At 71.6% G+C, this 18,166-nt stretch carries 16 protein-coding genes; 6 read left to right on the forward strand and 10 right to left on the reverse strand.

From position 1 onward, the window contains the following. Positions 1-7 precede the first annotated feature (7 nt). The 3 genes from BM028_RS12300 to BM028_RS12310 are packed head-to-tail and all read right to left on the reverse strand — an operon-like array spanning position 8 to position 3,586. Positions 8-1,663 carry an extracellular solute-binding protein gene (locus BM028_RS12300; RefSeq protein ID WP_092386906.1) on the reverse strand — a complete coding sequence of 552 codons (1,656 nt, stop codon included), beginning with the start codon at positions 1,661-1,663 and terminating at the stop codon, positions 8-10. 49 nt (positions 1,664-1,712) lie between these two features. After that, complete coding sequence (locus tag BM028_RS12305; protein ID WP_071296218.1) at positions 1,713-2,606, reverse strand: carbohydrate ABC transporter permease; 894 nt, start codon at positions 2,604-2,606, stop codon at positions 1,713-1,715. After that, on the reverse strand, positions 2,603-3,586 hold the full coding sequence (locus tag BM028_RS12310; RefSeq protein WP_229085653.1) for an ABC transporter permease: 984 nt from the start codon (positions 3,584-3,586) through the stop codon (positions 2,603-2,605). The genes BM028_RS12305 and BM028_RS12310 overlap by 4 nt, the downstream gene beginning before the upstream one ends. 132 nt (positions 3,587-3,718) lie before the next feature. On the opposite strand from BM028_RS12310, the gene BM028_RS12315 reads away from it, so the two are divergent. The 4 genes from BM028_RS12315 (at position 3,719) to BM028_RS12330 (ending at position 8,548) form a co-directional block, all read left to right on the forward strand. After that, positions 3,719-4,828, forward strand: coding sequence for a substrate-binding domain-containing protein (locus BM028_RS12315; RefSeq protein WP_217647256.1), 1,110 nt, complete (start codon positions 3,719-3,721; stop codon positions 4,826-4,828). A gap of 176 nt (positions 4,829-5,004) precedes the next feature. After that, on the forward strand, positions 5,005-5,988 hold the full coding sequence (locus BM028_RS12320) for a hydroxyacid dehydrogenase (RefSeq protein ID WP_092386910.1): 984 nt from the start codon (positions 5,005-5,007) through the stop codon (positions 5,986-5,988). Between the two features lie 14 nt (positions 5,989-6,002). Continuing rightward, positions 6,003-7,883: a heparinase II/III domain-containing protein gene (locus tag BM028_RS12325; RefSeq protein WP_092386912.1), complete on the forward strand. Its 1,881-nt coding sequence runs from the start codon at positions 6,003-6,005 to the stop codon at positions 7,881-7,883. Further along, positions 7,880-8,548, forward strand: a complete 669-nt coding sequence (locus tag BM028_RS12330) for a ThuA domain-containing protein (RefSeq protein ID WP_175496069.1) — start codon at positions 7,880-7,882, stop codon at positions 8,546-8,548. Before BM028_RS12325 ends, BM028_RS12330 begins: the two co-directional genes overlap by 4 nt. 52 nt (positions 8,549-8,600) lie before the next feature. Here BM028_RS12330 and BM028_RS12335 read toward each other — a convergent pair whose 3' ends face one another. From BM028_RS12335 to BM028_RS12365, 7 genes are all read right to left on the reverse strand, one after another. Next, entirely contained in the window at positions 8,601-10,136 is a 1,536-nt protein-coding gene (locus BM028_RS12335) for a hypothetical protein (RefSeq protein ID WP_092386916.1), read from the reverse strand. A 107-nt stretch (positions 10,137-10,243) separates the two neighbouring features. Beyond that, the gene (locus BM028_RS12340) at positions 10,244-11,026 is read right to left on the reverse strand and encodes an ABC transporter ATP-binding protein (RefSeq protein ID WP_092386918.1); all 783 of its coding nucleotides are present in this window, start codon (positions 11,024-11,026) and stop codon (positions 10,244-10,246) included. Then, positions 11,023-11,841 (reverse strand): ABC transporter ATP-binding protein, encoded by an 819-nt coding sequence (locus BM028_RS12345; protein ID WP_070416319.1) that lies wholly within the window; start codon positions 11,839-11,841, stop codon positions 11,023-11,025. Before BM028_RS12345 ends, BM028_RS12340 begins: the two co-directional genes overlap by 4 nt. Continuing rightward, positions 11,838-12,737, reverse strand: a complete 900-nt coding sequence (locus tag BM028_RS12350; protein WP_071296223.1) for an ABC transporter permease — start codon at positions 12,735-12,737, stop codon at positions 11,838-11,840. Before BM028_RS12350 ends, BM028_RS12345 begins: the two co-directional genes overlap by 4 nt. After that, positions 12,734-13,687, reverse strand: a complete 954-nt coding sequence (locus BM028_RS12355; RefSeq protein ID WP_092386920.1) for an ABC transporter permease — start codon at positions 13,685-13,687, stop codon at positions 12,734-12,736. Before BM028_RS12355 ends, BM028_RS12350 begins: the two co-directional genes overlap by 4 nt. A 37-nt stretch (positions 13,688-13,724) precedes the next feature. Beyond that, positions 13,725-15,260, reverse strand: a complete 1,536-nt coding sequence (locus tag BM028_RS12360) for an ABC transporter substrate-binding protein (RefSeq protein WP_092386922.1) — start codon at positions 15,258-15,260, stop codon at positions 13,725-13,727. Positions 15,261-15,317: 57 nt separating this feature from the next. Next, positions 15,318-16,265: an alpha/beta fold hydrolase gene (locus tag BM028_RS12365; RefSeq protein ID WP_092386924.1), complete on the reverse strand. Its 948-nt coding sequence runs from the start codon at positions 16,263-16,265 to the stop codon at positions 15,318-15,320. Positions 16,266-16,330: 65 nt separating this feature from the next. On the opposite strand from BM028_RS12365, the gene BM028_RS12370 reads away from it, so the two are divergent. Continuing rightward, a complete protein-coding gene (locus BM028_RS12370; protein ID WP_254789558.1) occupies positions 16,331-17,227 on the forward strand; it encodes a siderophore-interacting protein in 897 nt (298 codons plus the stop codon). Further along, on the forward strand, positions 17,224-18,051 hold the full coding sequence (locus BM028_RS12375) for an ABC transporter ATP-binding protein (protein WP_441294444.1): 828 nt from the start codon (positions 17,224-17,226) through the stop codon (positions 18,049-18,051). Before BM028_RS12370 ends, BM028_RS12375 begins: the two co-directional genes overlap by 4 nt. Positions 18,052-18,166: the final 115 nt, after the last annotated feature.

Genomic DNA, 18,166 nt, shown 5'->3' on the forward strand with positions numbered 1-18,166 from the left:
CCAGGGCTCAGCCCTGCTTCTCCATCGCCTCGCTGTACTCCTTGCGCATCTTGTCGCCTGCGGCAGCGGTCCACGTCTTCACCCCGGCCTTGACGGCGGCGAGGTTCGTCCGACCGAGCACGTAGTCGTTGCAGACGCTGTTGAACGCCTGGTTCGCCGACTGCGTGGACGTGGCCGAGGGGGAGTAGAAGCCGTCGACCGGGTTCTTCACGAGCATGTCCTGCGTGGCGACCTGCCACGCGTGCGACTGGCGGAGCTGCTCGTCGATCCGGACCGCGGTGTTGAGCACCTGCGGACCCGCCGCGAGCCGGTACAGCGAGCTGGCGTTGATCATCTGCTCGCCGGTCTTCGTGAGCACCGCATCCGGTCCGCTGCCGGTGTGGTGCACGTTCTTCTTGCCGTGGGTGAGCGTGAAGGCCTCGCGCGAGCCGAACGGTGCCGACAGGTAGTCGAGCAGCCGGAGCTGGGAGCGGATCCTCGCCGGGGTGGTCTTCTTCAGTGCGGCGAACGAGAAGCTCGACGTGCCCTGGTAGTTCGCGCCCTTCCCGCCGTCGGCACCGAACGGCACGATGCCGCCGGTCACGATCCCCTTCGGCATGGTGACGTCGAGCAGCGCCGAGATGCCGTCGAGGTGCATGAGCACGGTGCCGTTGTTGATGTACGTCTTCGCCTTGGCGCTCTCGAGGCTCGGGGTGTCCGGGTGGTAGATCCCGAGGTTCCAGAGCTTCTTGATGTACGAGAGCATCTCGAGCCAGGCACCGGTCTCGTTCTTGTGCGTGAGCGTCCCGCCCGAGGACTGCTTCCACTGGTTCGGGACGCCGAAGGTCGCGCCGATGAAGTCGTACGACCAGTCGACGCCGCTCGATCCGCCGCCGCCGGCGATCGCGTACCGGCCGGCCTTGGTGTCCGTGACCGCCCTGCAGAGCTCGGTGAACTCGTCCTTGTCCTTCGGCGCGGGTGCTGCGCCGGTGAGCTGTTCGATGAGGTCGGGGCGGCAGACCATGACCGAGCCGAACGGCGGACGGTGCTCCGGGACGCCGTAGATCTTCCCGTTGATGCGGGCACTCCGCCACGACGCGGTGGGGATGTTCGCGAGGTTCGGGTAGTCCTTCACGGCGTCGCCGGACAGGTACTCCGACAGGTCCGAGAACTTCGCGTCGAGCAGCTGCGGGAACCGTGGTGGCATCGCGAAGGTCAGGAACTCGACGATGTCCGGGATGTCGTTGCCCGCCGTCATCGTGGCGAACTTCGTGTCGAACGAGTCGCCGGGGACGAACGTCAGGTCGTACTCGGTGTTCGTCAGACCACCGATGTAGTCGAGGAACGAGTTGTCGGCGGGCGGCGGCGCCGTGTACGTGACGACGAACCCGGACGTCTTCGACCCGTCGGCGACCTTCCCGGTCACCGAGGTGAAGAGTTCGCTGTCCTGGGGGTACGAGTAGTACACGGGCTGCACGACGTCGTTGCCGGGCAGGTCCGGCTTCGGACCCTTCGTGATCGGCACGTACGTCGGCAGCGCGGCGACCGTGTCGGAGATGGTCGCGGCGGTGCCGCCGGAGGAGCAGCCGGCGAGGCCGCCCGCCGCGCTGAACGCGACGAGGCCGAAGGCGGCGCCGGAGAGGAGGGTCCGTCGGCTGAGGCCGGCGGTGGTCGTGTCGGTCATGGCTTCTCCCTTGAAGCGTTCGGGTGGAGGGTGGTTCGGCGGGGCCGCGTCAGCCCTTGACGGCGCCGGTCAGGACGCCCTTGGTGAGGTGGCGCTGGACGAGCGGGTAGGCGGCGAGGATCGGGATGATCGCGATCATCACCACCGCCATCTGGATCGACTCCGCCGGCGGCTGCATGGTCGCGTCCGACCCGGCGCCGGACACCAGGCTCGATCCCTGCAGCACGTACGTCCGGAGCACCAGCTGGAGCGTCCACTTCGTTGAGTCCGACAGGTAGAGCAGGGCGTTGAAGAACGCGTTCCAGTACCCGACCGCGTAGAACAGCCCGACGACGGCGATCACCGCGCGCGACAGCGGCAGCACCATCTGCCAGAGGATGCGGAACTCGCCGGCGCCGTCGATCTTCGCGCTGTCGATGAGCTCCTGCGGGATGCTCATCATGAAGCCGCGGACGACGACCATGTTGAACACGCTGAACGCGCTCGGCAGGATCAGCGCCCAGTAGTTGTCGAGGAGCCCGAGCTGCTTGACCATCAGGTAGAGCGGGATCATCCCCGGCGCGAACAGGAACGTGATGAGGACGAACGTCAGCAGCGGTCGCTGGAAGAGCGATCCCTGCCGGCTGAGCGCCCAGGCGGCGAGGACGGTCGACGCGAGGCTGATCGCCGTGCCGACGATCGTCACCAGGAGCGTGACCACCACGGCGCGGGTGACGACCCCGCCGGACAGGATCTGCACGTAGGCGGAGAGGTCGAAGGACCGTGGCCAGACGACGTAGCCGCCGGCGGCCGTGACGTCGGCCTGGCTCGACACGCTCGTCGAGAAGACGATGAGGAACGGGAACAGCACCACCGCGAGGATCAGGACGATCGCGACGGCCTTCAGTGCGAGGACGACGGGCTTGGGCTTCCCGGCCCAGACCGGACGGACGATGGTGCTCATGATCGCGAATACACTCCCTGCTCACCGAGCATGTGGGCGGCCTTGTTCGCCGCCATGATGAGGACGAACCCGACGAGGCCCTTGATCAGGCCGACGGCGATGCCCGTGGACCAGTTGCCGTCGACGACGCCGTGGTAGTAGACGTAGGTGTCGAGCACTTCGGCGGCGTCGGCCCCCACGGCGTTCCGTTGCAGGATGATCTGCTCGAAGCCGACGGACAGCGCCTCGCCGAGCCGCAGGATGAGCAGCAACACGATGATCGGCCGGATGCCGGGCAGCGTCACGTGCCAGAACCGGCTCCACGCACCCGAGCCGTCGATCGCGGCGGCCTCGTACAGGTTGTCGTCGATCGCCGCGAGGGCCGCGAGGAAGATGATCGTCCCCCAGCCGGCGTCCTTCCAGATCACCTGGCTCGTCAGCAGCAGCTTGAACGTCGACGGGTCGCTCATCACGCTGATCGTGCCGGCGTCGAGTTGCCGGAGCGCGTGGTTCACGACACCGCCCGAGCCGAGCGACTGCTGGAAGAACCCGACGACGATGACCCAGGACAGGAAGTGCGGCAGGTAGAGGACCGACTGCACGGTCGCCCGCAGCCACGGCCACACCAGCGAGTGGATGAGCAGCGCGAGGGCGATCGGCACCGGGAAGAACAGCACCAGCTGGATGAACGTGATCTCCAGCGTGTTGAGCGTCGCGCGCCAGAAGTCCGGGTCCGCGAAGAGCACCTGGAAGTTCGACAACCCGACCCACGGGCTCTGGGCGATCGGGATGTACGGCTGGTAGTCCATGAACGCGATCACGTTCCCGAGCATCGGGACGTACACGAACAGCAGGAGCAGGACCACCGCCGGCGCGACCATGATCAGCAGCGGGTAGTCCCGTCGCAACCTCGCGGTGAACGGGACCTTGCGGGCCACCGGGACGCCGTCGGACCGTGGGGTCCGCGTCTCGGTGGCCGGGTCGACCATCGTCGCGCTCATGTGGCTCCTTTGCTCACGTGGCTGGGGTCCGCGGCCGGACCTCCGGTGGCGGTTTCGTCATCCTGGGACGTCCGTATGATGACGGTCAAGCGGGCGTATTCACCCGCACACGAAACGAACATGGGAGCGACGATGCACCCGACCAGACGGCAGGAACGGATCCTGGCCGAACTCCGTGTCCACGGCAGCCTGTCCGCCTCGGACTTCGCAGCGCGCGAAGGGATCTCGGCGATGACGGTGCGCCGCGACCTGTCCGAACTCGCCGACCGCGGACTCGTGCGACGTGTGCACGGCGGCGCGGTGTCGGTCGAGACACTGCCCACCGCCGGCGCACCGCACCGTCCGGCACCGCGACCCGAGCCGACCACGCGGACCGCGACCGAACCCGGCGCGCTGTTCACACTCGGACTCGTCGTCCCCGACCCGGGCTACTACTTCCCGAAGATCGTCGCGGGCGTCGCCGAGCGCACCGAGGCCCTCGGCGGACGGGTCGTCCTCGGGGTGTCCCGCTACGACCCGGACCGCGAACGACAGCAGGTCGAACGGCTCATCGCCGCCGGGGTCGACGGGCTCCTCGTGACGACCACCGTCGCGGACGCCGTCGACACCCTCGAGCTCCTCGACCGGGCACCGATGCCCGTGGTCGTCGTCGAGCGCTCCCTCACCGAGGCACCCGTCGGCACGCAGCTCGAGTCCGTCCGGAGCGACCACGAGGCCGGGGCCGGGATCGCCCTCCGCCACCTCGCCTCGCTCGGGCACCGGAAGATCGGCATGGCCGTGTTCGAGACCCCGACGACCCCGCAGCTCCGCACCGGCTACGAGCGCAGCGTCCGCCAGCTCGGCCTCGGCACCGACGCACCCGTCGAGGTGATCGACGAGACGCACGCGGTCGGCGAGGCCACACGGGCGTTCGTCCGACGCTGCATCGACACGGGCACCACCGCGGTGTTCGTGCACTCGGACCACTACGCCGTGGAGTTCGTCGAGACCGTCACCGAGATGGGCCTGACGATCCCGGGCGACCTCTCCGTGGTGGCCTACGACGACGAGGTCGCCGCGCTCGCCGAGGTCCCGCTCACCGCGGTGGCGCCACCGAAGAACGACGTCGGCCGGTTCGCGGCGACGATGTGCTTCGAGCGGATCTCGGCCACGGCGCAGACCGGGTTCGCCCGACGGCACATGACCCTGACGCCGACGCTGAGCGTGCGCGGGTCCTCGGTCGCGCCGGTGTTCGCTTCGTGATCGTTTGCGCGGCCGTTCTTGACATCGAACACCGCGCGGCGCTGGCATGGTGATCGCCGACCGCCTACGAGGAGCCGCCGACGATGACGTCACACCCCCGCACGCACCGCGCCGTACCGCGGGTGTCCGAACCCGTGCCCCCGCCCGGAACAGGCCGCGTACCGGTCGCGTTCGTGATGCCGGAGACGACCTTCGCGCGGGTGTTCGACCACGGGGACCTCGCCGCACTCCACGCCTCCGAGGCGGTCCGGCTCGTCGCCGACCGCCCGCTCGACCCGGACGACCCGCGTGACGCCGTGCTCCTCACCGAGGTCGAGGTCCTCGTGACCGGGTGGGGGAGTCCGGAGCTCGACGCGGGCCGCCTCGACCGGATGCCGCGGCTGCGCGCCGTGGCGCACTCCGCCGGGTCGGTGAAACCCGTGGTGGACGACGACGTCTGGTCCCGGGGCATCGCGGTGACCTCGAGCGCCGCTGCGAACGCCGTGCCGGTCGCCGAGTTCACGGTCGCGATGATCGTCCTCGCCGCCAAGCGCGCGTTCGCGACCGCCGCCGCCCTCGGGTCCGCCACCGGGCCCGTCGACGTCGAGGGGTCCTGGCCGGTCGTCGGTATGCACGGCATCACCGTCGGCGTGGTCGGTGCCTCCCGCGTCGGCCGTGCGGTGATCGAGCGGCTCCGGGCACACGACGTCCGAGTGCTCGTCAGCGACCCGTACCTCGACGACGACGAGGCCACGCTGCTCGGTGTCACCGTGGTCGACCTCGACACGCTCGCCGTCACGAGCGACATCGTCACGCTGCACGCGCCATTGCTGCCGTCCACCCGGGGCATGATCGACCGGCACGTCATCGGCCTGCTCCGGCCGGGGACCACCGTCGTGAACACCGCCCGTGGCGCGATCCTCGACCAGGACGCCCTCGCCGACCGACTGGACCGCGGTGACCTCGCCGCCGTGCTCGACGTCACCGAACCCGAGCTCCTGCCGCCGGACGCGCGCCTCCGCTCGACGCCGAACACCTTCATCACGCCCCACATCGCGGGCTCACTCGGCAACGAGCTCCGCCGGCTCGCCGAGAACGCGGTGCGCGAGACCATCGCCTTCGCCGCGACCGGCGCCTTCACCGACCCCATCGTCCCCGACGGCTTCGCCGTCCAGGCCTGATCGCTGGAACCCCCATGACCGTCACCGTCACCGTCACCGTCGACGCCCAGACCCTCACCGACCGCTTCACCGCGACCGCCCGCCGGGCGCTCCGACCGAGGACGTGGCGACCCGCGCCTCCCGTCACCGACCGCGCCGCGTGGGCCGACGTGGGGACGGCGGACCAGGAGGCGCTGCTCGCGCTGGCGAGGGACCGTCGCGACGCCGCCGCGGTCGCCTTCCCGACCCTCTCGCTCTGGGCGCGCTACAGCCGGGATGGCGACCGGCAGCCGTACGAGCGCGCGCAGCGGAACCTGCTCGAGTCGGCCGCTTCGGCCGCGCTCGCGCTCGCGGTGACCGACGAGGACGAGTGGGCGACGGTCCTCGCCGACCAGGTCTGGCGGATCTGCGAACTGCGCGCGTGGTGCCTGCCGTCGCACTACGCGCTGCCGGAGAGCGGCGAGCGGCCGTTCCTGCCGGTGCCGGGCCGGGACGTGCTCGACCTGTCGGACGCGTACGTCGGCGGCATGCTGGCGGCGATCGACGCGATCGCCGGTGAGCGGCTCGAACGCGACGCGCCGGGCATCCGCGCCCACGTGCACCACGAGGTCCGCCGCCGCGTCCTGGACCCGTGGGAACGCGAGGAGTACTTCTGGCACGGGGCCGACGGGCCGCCCAACAACTGGGCGCCGTGGATCGTGTCGAACGTGCTCGTCTGTGCTGCCGTGGTGGAGCCCGACGCCGAGCGACTCGGAGCGACGATCGACCGCGCGCTCGTCATCCTCGACCGGTTCCGGGCCGGGTACGACGCCGACGGCAGCTGCGACGAGGGCGCGACCTACTGGTGGTGGGCCGGTGCGACGCTGTTCGAGGCCCTCGACCTCGTCGAGCAGCTCACCGACGGGGCCTTCGGCGGCTTCGTGGTGGAACCGGTGGCCGCCACGGCACGGTTCCCGATGGGCATGCAGATCGACGCCCACCGCCAGGTCAACCACTCCGACGGGTCGCCGGTGCTGCCCGAGAACGCGAACTGGCACCTGTTGGCCCGGTTCGGTGCACGCGTCGGGGACGACGAGGTCGTGCAGCACGCCCGGTGGATGGGGCGCCGGCACGCGTTGCGGTTCGACGGGCAGCTCGCAGCGCTCTTCCGCCGCACCCTCGCCGAGCTCCGGGCACCGGGGTGGCAGGACGCCGGACCCGCAGCGCCGGGCATGCCCACGTCGCTGTACCTGCCCGGCACCGAGGTGGCCGTTGCCCGCTCCGACGCCTTCTTCCTGTCGGCGAAGGGCGGCCACAACGCCGTCAGCCACAACCACAACGACGCGGGGTCCGTCATCGTCTCGCTCGACGGCGAACCCGTCGTCGTGGACGCCGGTGTCGGGGTGTACCGCCGTGAGACGTTCCTGCCCGAGCACCGGTACGGCATCTGGACCATGCGGTCGAGCTGGCACAGCGTGCCGTGGCCGAACGGGGTCGAGCAGCACGAGGGGGAGTCGTTCCGGGCCACGGGCACCGAGTTCGCCGACGACGGCGACCGAGCGACGCTGTCCACGGACCTGACCGCGGCGTACCCCGCGTCGTCCGGGCTGGTGCGAGCGGTGCGGATCGCCTCGCTCGACCGGGCCGCCGAGGTCGTCGAGCTGCATGACGAGTGGGCGTTCGCGGAACCGGGTGTCATGACGCTCGTGCTGTTGACGCTCCACGAACCGGTGGTGACTCCCGGCGGTCTGCACGTCGGGCCGGCACACGTGGCGGTCGACGGCGCGCGCTTCGAGGTGCGCACGGAGCGACGCGAGCTCGACGACGAGAAGCTGCGGGCGGCCTGGGGCGCGGCGCTGCACCGGGTCCTGCTCGTCGAACGCGAGCCCGCCCGCGCGGGGTCGCACACCGTCCGCATCACCCGGGCCACCGCGTGAGTGCGGTGCTGCTCGGCGGGGTCGGACGGTGGACGGACCCCTGGCACCCCTTCGACGAGACGACCGCGGCGCTGACGGCGATCGCGGCCCAGGTGGGGATCGGGCTGTCATCGTCGTCGGACGTCGACCGGACGCTCGAGTCCTTCGGGGTCGGCCCGCTGCCGTCGCTCGTGGTCGTGGACCTCGGCCTGCCGCGGGACGGCCTGCCGGTGCCGTTGCCCGCAGCGGAACCGGGGTTCCGTCGGCTGCTCGCGAGCCGCGTGCCGATGCTCGTCATGCACGTGTCGTCGACGTCCTTCGCCGGAGACGACGACTGGGAACGGGCCCTCGGCGGCGTGTGGGTGCGCGGCACGACGATGCACCCGCCGTCCGGACCGTGCACCGTGCACGTGGTCGACGACCAGCACCCGGTCACGGCGGGCATCGGCGACTTCTCGCTCGACGACGAGCGGTACTCCCACCAGCGGGTCTCGGCGGTGGTCCGGGTCCTGGTCGACCACGAGCACGACGGTGTCCGACACCCGCTGGTCTGGGTGCACGAGCGTCCGGGCGGCGGCGTCACGGTCTACGACGGCCTCGGTCACGCCGGGGCGTCGTTCGCCTCGCCGGATCACCGCCGGCTGGTCGCACAGGCGCTGGGATTCCTGACCGAGTCCGGCTCGTGACCGTTCCGGTTCGCGATCGCGGGGGATCGCGAACCGGAACGGTCACGACGGCTCAGGAGACCGTGACGTCCCCGACGACGAGCCAGCCGTTCGTCGTCGTCCCCTGCGCCGCGAGCGCGATCGCCGGGGTGTCCGACCGGGTCGTGTCCACGATCGCGACGCCCCAGCGGTAGGAGCCGCGGGCGACGCCGGCGACCGACGGCGTGTACGAGTACGCGGTGGGCGTGCCCCGCAGCCAGTCCGAGGGCTCGGACGCCGCGTCCACGACGACCCGGACGGGCGTTCCGTCCGCCCCGAGCAGCGCGAGCGCGGCCTTGTACTTGTGCTTCCAGACCGGGAGGTTCGTCGGCAGGAAGCCCCAGCCGAGGTTCGTCCACTCGTGGGTGATCGCAGCGGTACCGCCGGCGCGGAGCGCGTCCGGGGCGACGACCTTCGACGGGTAGAGCCGGTACCCGCCCTCGGCGTCGAAGCGCTGCGTGAGCGGGGCGGTCTCGGCGGCGAACCACGAGAGTGTCTCGCCGTTCCGGAAGTCCATCATGTTGACGTGGGCCTCGACGGAGTCGTCGAACTCGCCCTGCCGCACGTCGGCGACCGTCTCGTAGCCGCGGGGGTCCTGCGTGACGTCGTGCTGGGCGGTGACCCAACCGCCCTCCATGATGATCGGGCGCCGGTACCGCCACTTCGCGGCCATCGACCTCTCCCAGTCGGAGTAGTAGGTGGTCATCCCGAAGGCGTCGTGGCGGAGGACGTACCCCTTCTCGTACGCGCCGTCGAGCATCCGTTCGCTCTCCGGGTCCGGCGCACCCCAGTCCTTCCCGCCGCCGATCATCCGGTGGTAGTTCAACGCCAGCGGCACCGTGGTGAAGTGCCGCTGGTACAGGTCGATGATCCAGTCGAACACGGGCTCGCGGTTCGCGGCGTCCCGGTAGAGCATCGAGTGTCCCTCGCCCCACTTGCCGAGGCCGTACCCGTCGATGAAGTCCGTCGTCTCCGGGTGGTCGTACTGCGCGGCGAAGGCGGCGACGAACGCCGCGTACTTCGCCTGGAACACCGGGTCGTCCGGGTAGGGCGACCAGACCGTCTTGCTGCCGGTCTGCGTCTCGTACCCGGAGGCACCCGCGGCCCGCACCCAGTCGGGCGTGAAGTTCGACGCCTTGTCGCGGCTGTCGACCACCACCCGGAACGCCAGCCGGAGTCCCCGACGGCGGGCCTCGGCGAGGATGCCCGCGAAGGCAGCGTTCGTGTCCCATCCGTAGACGCCCTCTGACGGTTCGAGGATCGTCCACGACACCCGCATGTACAGCACCGAGGCGTGGTCGGACACGGTGATCGTGGTGCCGTCGGGCAGCGGGACGTCGTCGTACTGCGTCCAGTAGTCCGCCGCCGGGGTGGACGAGCCGTACAGCGCCCAGCCGTTGAGCGGGTTCTTCAGCAGCGTGGTCGTGTCGGCCGCGAACTCCTTCGTGACCGTGGCGGCGAGGTGTGGTCGGCCGTGCCCTGGTCCGAGGACCCCGCTCGCGGCCGATGCGGTGGCGACGATGCCGAGACCGAGTGCCGTCCGTCTGGTGATGTCGTTCGACGTGCTCATGCGTTCTCCCCTTCGAGAAGCGATCGATGCACGTCGATGCTCCCGAGGGTCCCGCACAGTGGGCAAGGAATCCCGCCCAGTCGAACAGGAGTCGCACATCGCCGGCGCTACGGCAGCGTGGGCGCCGCCTCCACCAGGGACCGGGTCACCGGGTGCTCGGGCGCATCGAGCAGGGACACCGGCCCGTGCTCGACGATCCGCCCCGCGGACATCACCGCCACCGTGTCGCACAGCCGCTGCACCACGCCGATGTCGTGCGACACCAGCACCAGCGTCAGCCCGAGGTCGTCAGCGAGCGACCGGAACAGCTCGATCACGCGGGCCCGGACCACCACGTCGAGGGCGCTCATCGGCTCGTCCCCGAACAGGATCCGCGGCGAGTGCACGACGGCCCGGGCGATCGCGATGCGCTGCCGTTGGCCGCCGGAGAACTCGTGCGGGTACCGGTCGACGACGTCGGCGGGGAGATCGACGCGCGCGAGGACGTCCCGGACGAGCGCGTCGTGCGAACCGTCGATCCGGAGCGCCCGCAGCGGTTCCGCGACGATCGCGCCCACGCGCATCCGCGGGTCGAGCGACGCGTACGGGTCCTGGAATACCACCCCGGTCTCGCGACGGAACCAGCGCATCGCGGCCGCGGACCCGGACGCCACCACCGGACGACCGGAGGCGGTCACGCTGCCCGCGGAAGGCGCCTCCAGGCCGGCGAGCAGCCGCACCAGCGTCGACTTGCCCGATCCGGACTCGCCGACGATCCCCAGGCGTGCGCCGGGCGCGACCGTCAGGTCGACGCCGTCCACCGCGGTCCGGACGGGCCCGGGTTCGAACGGTCCGCGGCGGGGGAGTCGGTAGGTGCGGTGCAGGTCGCTGGCGTGCAGGACGTCGGTCATGCGGAGCCTCCGGTCCGAGGGGCACGACGGGCGGTGGCGCGGGCAGCGTCGACGAGGGCGGCCGTCGCGGGGTGCTGCGGCGCCGCGAGGAGTCCTGCGACCGACCCGTGTTCGACGACCCGGCCGGCGTCGAGCACGACGGCCGTGTCCGCGATCCGGGCGAGCACCGCGAGGTCGTGCGTGACGAAGACCATGCCCGCGGTGAGGCCCTCGAACAGCTCGAGGATCCGCGCCTCGGTCGTGACGTCGAGCGCCGTGGTGGGTTCGTCGGCCACGAGGTAGGACGGCTGACCCGCCATCGCCATCGCGATGCAGATCCGCTGCCGCTGCCCACCCGAGAGCTGGTGCGGGTACTGCCGCAGCAGCGACTCCGGATCCGGCAGCCCCACGCTGACCGCCAGGTCGAGCGCGGCAGCCGCTGCGGCACGCCGGTCGAGCCCGCGGTGCAGTCGCAGCGGTTCGGCGATCTGCGCGCCGACCCGGCGGAGCGGGTCGAGCGCGGTGCCGGGTTCCTGGAAGACCATCCCGATGCCGGCGCCGCGGTGGCGGGCCCGCTCGCGGTCGGGTAGGCCGACGAGCTCGGTGCCGTCCAACCGGACGCTGCCGGTGACGGTCGCGCCGGTCGGCTCGAGTCCCATCAGGGCGAGCGAGGTCATCGACTTGCCGGACCCGGACGCGCCGATCACGCCGACGCGGCGGCCAGGAGGCACGGTGAACGTCACGTCGTCGAGGATCGTCCGACGGTCGATGCGGACCGTCAACCCCCGCACCTCGAGCCCGGAGGCTGCGGTGCCCGGAGTGGTCGCGTCGCTCATGCGGTCACCCCCGTGCTCGTCGTGGCCGGGTCGTCCGGCGTGCGGGGCGCGGGTCCGCCACCGGCCGCGCGGTCGTTCGTCGTCAGGCGCGGGTCCGTCGCGTCGCGGACGGCGTCGCCGAGCAGCGACAGTGCCGCGACGACCAGGGCGATGGCCGCACCGGGCCAGGTGGCGCTCCACGGGTGCACGCCGATGTACGTCTGCAGGTCGGCGAGCATGCTGCCCCACGAGGCCGTGTTCGAGCCGGCGCCGTACCCGAGGTACGAGAGCCCGGCCTCGGCGAGGACCGCGGTCGCCATCGCGAGCGAGAGCTGCACGGTGAACAGCGGCGCCGCGTTCGGCACGAGGTGGCGGAACAGCACCCCGGCACCGCCCACGCCCGACGCCCGCGCGGCGGTGACGTAGTCGCTGCGGGCGATGCGGCGGATCTCCCCGCGGGCCACCCGGGCGATCGTGACGCCGAAGGACAGGCCGACGCTGACGATCACGACGCCGAGCGACCCGCCGGCGATCGCGGTGAGCAGCATCGCGGTGAGGAGGGTCGGGAACGCCACGAGGATGTCGAGCAGGACGGCCGTGCCCTCGCGGACCCAGCGCGCGGTGAGCGAGCCGATCGCGGTGAGGACCATGCCGACGACGCTCGCGATGACGCCGGAGCCCACCGCGACGAGCACGGTCGTGCGGGTGCCGGCGAGCAGGTAGCTCGCGATGTCCCGGCCGGAGGCGTCGGTGCCGAACCAGTGCGCGGGGCTCGGTGGCTCCCACTGGTGGAAGGGGTCGGCGCGGAAGGGGTCCTGCGGCGTCCACACGAGCGACACCACGGCGAGGACGACGAGCAGGCCGAGGACTACCACGGCGAAGACCCCGGTCGGCCGGGCGAGGAGGCGGCGGATCACTCGGACACCTCGCGCTGTCGGGGGTCCAGCGTGCGGTGCACGACGTCGACCGCGAAGCCCACGAGCAGCACGAGTCCGGTGAGCACGAGCAGCTCGGACTGCACCTTCGTGATGTCACGGCGCCCCACGTCGGTGACGAGCATGCGTCCGACGCCGGGGAGCGAGAAGAGCTGTTCCACGACGACGGCCCCGACCAGGAGCCCGGCGATCTGCACGCCCAGCACGGCCAGCACGGTCAGCGCCACCGACGGGAGCCCGTGCTTGACGAGCGCCTGCGTCCGGGTGAGGCCGATCGCCGCCGCCGTGCGGACGTGGTCGGCGTCGAGCACCCCGAGTGTCGCCGACCTGGTGAAGCGCAGGATCACCGCACCCTCGACGGCGCCGATCGTCAGCGCGGGCAGCACGAGCGCGGCGAACGCCCGACCGGGTTCGTCCCAACCGTCGAGCGGGAAGCCCTGCGTCGGCAGCCAGTGCAGCGTGACGGCGAACAGCGCCACGAGGAGCATGCCGGCCCAGACGATCGGGATCGCCGCGACCGCCTGCGCCGCGAAGGCGATGACGGCCCCGCCCGGGCGACGCCGCAGCACCGCCGCGAGCACGCCGAGCGGCACCCCGATGACGAGCGCGGCGACGAGCGACATGGCCGCGAGCGGCAGCGTGACGCTGAGCTTCTGGGCGATCTCGGGTGCGACCCGTCCGTCGGTGACGAGTGACCGCCCGAGGTCGCCGCGGAACAGCCCGCCGATCCAGTCGAGGTACTGCACGACGACCGGTCGGTCGAGCCCGAGCTGCTGGCGCAGTTCGGCCACCTGCGCCGGCGACGCCTGGGTGCCCGCGACGATCTGCGCCACGTCGCCGGGCAGCACCCGGAGCGTCGCGAAGATGATCACGCTGGCCACGAGCAGGCCGACGACGAGCAGGAGCACCCGCCCGATGAGGAACCGGGTCACGACACCGATGCTACGGGAGCCGTGGTCCGTGCCCGCCTCACTTGACGGCGAGCTTCGACAGGTCGAGGCGCGAGTTCGTGCCGTCGTACGGGAAGCCCGTGACGCCCTTCCGTACCGCCGTGATCGACGTCGCCGTGTAGAGCCACTCGCCGGCGGCGTCCTCGCTGACGATCCGCGCCGCCTTCTGCAGGTCGTCGACCTTGGCGGCTTCGTCCGTCGCGGCGACCGAGTCGGCGTAGAGCGACTGCACCTCGGCGTTGTCGTAGCCGAAGTAGTACTCCGGGTTCGCCCAGTTGCCGAAGTCGCGCGCCTCGACGTGGTTCACCATCGACAGGTCGAAGTCGCGCGTGCCGCTCTTCGGCGCCTCGAACACCTGCGACAGCCAGGTGGCGAAGTCGACGCGCTTGACCGTCAGGGTGATGCCGACGTCGGCGAGTTGCGACTTCAGCACGTCGCCGATCGTCGCCGAGTAGATGTTCGCGTACGTCAGCGTGAGGTTGAGCTTCGGGTGGCCGGCCTCGGCGAGGAGCTTCTTCGCGTTCGCGGGGTCGTACGCGTCGATGTCGGTGAGGTCCTGGTAGCCCGGGTCGAGCTCGGGGATCGGCCCCCCCTGCTCGACGCCGGTGCCGCCGATCGCCTTGATGATCGCCTTCGCGTCGATCGCCTGCCGGATCGCCTGGCGCACCCGCTTGTCGGTGAAGGGCGCCTTCTGGTCGTTGAACGCGAGCGTGTACTTGTCGGTCGTCTTGCCGGTGTGCAGCGAGATGTCCGAGCTGTTCTGCAGCTGGCTCTTGAGCGTGCCGTCGACGGCGGTCTGCACGTCGAGGTCGCCGTTCGCCATCGCGTTCACCGCGGTGGACGGCTGCGTGATGTAGCGGAAGACGACCTTGGCGACCTTCGCCTTCGTGCCCCAGTAGTCGGCGTTCCGCTCGAAGGTGAGGGAGTCGCCCTGCTTCCAGCTCGACACCTCGTACGGGCCGGTGCCGTTGGCGGTGTCCGACAGGTCGTTCTTCGCCGCCTTCTCGAGCACGAGGCCGGCGCGCCCCGTGAGGTTCCAGAGCAGGTCGGAGTCGGGCTTCGCCAGCTTGAGCTCCACCACACCGGAGGACGGCGAGGTGATCGACGTCACGTTGGCGAGCTGCGCGGAGTCGACGTACGAATCGTTCGACTTGACCTGCTGCAGCGACCAGACGACGTCGGCCGCGGTGACGTCCTTGCCGTCCTGGAACGTGGTGCCGTCGCGCAGCGTGAACGTGTACGTCAGACCGTCGTCCGACACCGCGTGCTTCGACGCCAGCACGTCGCGGACGTCACCGTCCGCGGTGCGGCCGACGAGCCCCTGGTAGACGTTGTCGATGAGCACCTGGTCGAGTGCTGCACCGGACTGCGTGCGGATGTCGAGGCTCGTCGGTTCGAGGACGAGACCGACGCGGACGGTGGCGTCGGTGCCGCCGTCCTCGTTCGAGGATCCGGAGCAGCCGGTCAGCACGAGGGCCGAGGCGACGGCCACCGCGGTGGCGGCGAGGGCCGCGCGGCCGAGGCGGGAGGTGCTGCGGGCGGGGAGCGGACTCATGGGTGGTGGGTTCCTTCCGGCGCGGTGGCGACGGTCGTCGCGCGCGCTTGCACGAGGTTAGCGGCGGCCGGGGTGCTCCGGCGACGGTTCTTCGATCCGGTGCAACAAACCGTTACGTTCCGCCCATGCCCGGATCGCCGTGGCCAGTTCGAGGGGGGCCTGGTTCTGCACGGCGTGCCGGGCCTCGACCGTGACGATCTCGGCGTCGGGCAGGCGCTCGGCGAACTGCGCGTGCAGCTTCGGTGACACGTAGCCGCGGTCGCCGCGGACGAGCAGGATCGGGACGTCGAGGGCCTCGAGGTCCGGCCACGCGTCCGCGAACCGCCCCACCGACGAGGTGCGCCCGGCGGGGAGGTGCGGGAAGTGGTGGCGCCGCACGAGCCGCCCGTCGGCCCCGAGCCGTGTGGTGTGCCGGGCCTCGCGCAGGAGCACCGCGCGGTCGTCGCCGACGCGGGCCTCCACGGCGCGGTCGACGACCTGTTCGAGCGACGTGAACGGCTCCTCGGCCTCGAGCGCGCGGGCGATCCGGTCGACGGCTCGCTGGGCGAAGTCCGGTGACATGTCGACGAGCACGAGTCCGGTGACGCGTTCCGGCGCGGTCGCTGCGAGCCGGGCGGCGAGGATCGCGCCGAGGGAGTGCCCCACGACGATCCCCGGCCGGACCCCGAGCGCGTCGAGGGCAGCGAGCACGCTCGGTGCCGTCGCGCCGGCCCCGTAGTCCGCGTCGTCGCGCCACCCGGACCGGCCGTGGCCGGGCAGGTCCACGGCGACCGCCGGCTCGCCGACGGCGAGCGCGGTCTGGTCGAAGCTGTGGGCGTCGATGCCGAGCCCGTGCAGGTAGGTGATCCGCGCCTCCTGGCCGTCCGCCGTGTCCCAGCGGATCGCGGCGATCTCCTGTCCGTCGGTGGTGCGGACCACCTGCCTGGAGGCGCGCATCGGCGCCGTCACGCCGCTCGCGTGGGCGAGGTCGGCCAGGTCTGCGAATTCGTCGTCGGCATCGGGCACGGGGACGATCCTCGCACCGTGCGGACCCTTGGGTCTCTTAGGTAAGGCATGCCATACTTGCCGTCGTGGCAGCCCGGTACCGTGTCTTCTCCGTCCGCGTGGCAGCCGTCACGTCCCTCACCCCGCACTTCGTCCGGGTGACCCTGACGGGCGACGCCCTCGCCGAGTTCTCGTCCGTCGGCCTCGACCAGCGCATCAAGATCGTGCTGCCGATCCCCGGGCACGGCTTCACGGACCTGCCCGACGGCGAGGACTGGTACGGCGCCTGGCGTGCCCTGCCCGACGCGGTCCGGAACCCGCTCCGCACCTACACGGTCCGCTCCTTCCGACCGGACGCCCGTGAGCTCGACATCGACTTCGTCGCGCACGGCGACACCGGACCCGCCTCGCGCTGGGTCTCGGCGTGCCGGGTCGGCGACGAACTGCGCATCGTCGGGCCGGCGGTGCCGTCGTCGCCCGCGGAGCTCCCGACCGGTGCGGCCGAGTTCGACCCCGGCGCCGCGAACCGGATCCTGCTCGCCGGCGACGAGACCGCCGCGCCGGCCATCTGCGCCATCCTCGAGGCGCTCGACGTCGCCACCGTCGGCCACGTCTTCATCGAGGTCCCGACCGACGCCGATCGGCTGCCGGTGTCCGCGCCCGCCGGGGTCGAGGTCCGCTGGATCGCCCGGAACGGCGCCTCGCACGGCGTCCGGATGACCGACCAGGTGCACGCCTGGGCGTCGACCGTCGCGGCGGGGCCGGCGTGCGGCGACGCGGGGGAGCTCGCGGACGTCGACGTCGACGAGCAGTTGCTCTGGGACATCCCGGCCGGCGACGAGCCGCGACCCGTCTACGCCTGGATCGCGGGCGAGGCCGGATGCGTCAAGGAACTTCGCCGGCACCTCGTGCGCGGTGTCGGGCTCGACCGGAAGCAGGTCGCGTTCATGGGGTACTGGCGGCACGGCAAGGCCGAGAATTGAGCGTTTCCGCCGACGGTGCCGGGGTTGCGTCGTCCGTGCCGGCGACCGCGCTCGGGGCCAGGGGGCTGACGCTCGCGTACGACGACCGGGTCGTGGTGTCCGCGCTCGACGTCGACATCCCGGACGGTGAACTCACCGTCATCGTCGGGCCGAACGCGTGCGGCAAGTCGACACTGCTGAAGTCGTTCGCGCGGACGCTCAAGCCGACCGCCGGCACCGTGTACCTCGACGGGTCGCCGATCTCGTCCCTCCGCCCGAAGGCCGTCGCGCGCCGCGTCGGGATGCTCCCGCAGACCCCGATCGCGCCGGACGGCATCACCGTGCGCGATCTGGTGTCCCGCGGGCGGTTCCCGCACCAGGACCTGCTGCACCCCTCGTCGGGGTCGGACCGGCGGGCCGTGCAGGCCGCGCTCGAGCAGACGTCGACCGTGTCGCTCGCCGACCGCAGCGTGGACGAGCTCTCCGGCGGGCAGCGACAGCGGGTGTGGATCGCGATGGTGCTCGCGCAGGAGACCGACATCGTCCTGCTCGACGAGCCCACCACGTTCCTGGACATCGCGCACCAGTACGACGTGCTCGAGCTGGCCTCGGCGTTGCACGCGGCCGGGCGGACCGTCGTCGCGGTGCTGCACGACCTCAACCAGGCGGCGCGGTACGCCACGCACGTGATCGCGATGCGTGACGGGTCGATCGTGGCGTCGGGGCCGCCGGCGTCGGTGGTGACGGCCGACCTCGTCGAGGACGTGTTCGGGCTGCCGTGCGTCGTCGTCGCCGACCCCGAGACGGGCACGCCCCTCGTGGTGCCGCGGCGCCCCGCGGCCTGACGCGCTGCGGGCGCGCGGGGCGCCGCGCGCCCGCGAGCGGGCACGACACGCCGCTCGCGTCTGCCGACCGGGCGGAACCTGCCGCTCGCCCGCGCCGAACGGGACGTATTCTGCC

The organism is Curtobacterium sp. YR515 (assembly GCF_900113095.1).
Lineage (GTDB): Bacteria > Actinomycetota > Actinomycetes > Actinomycetales > Microbacteriaceae > Curtobacterium.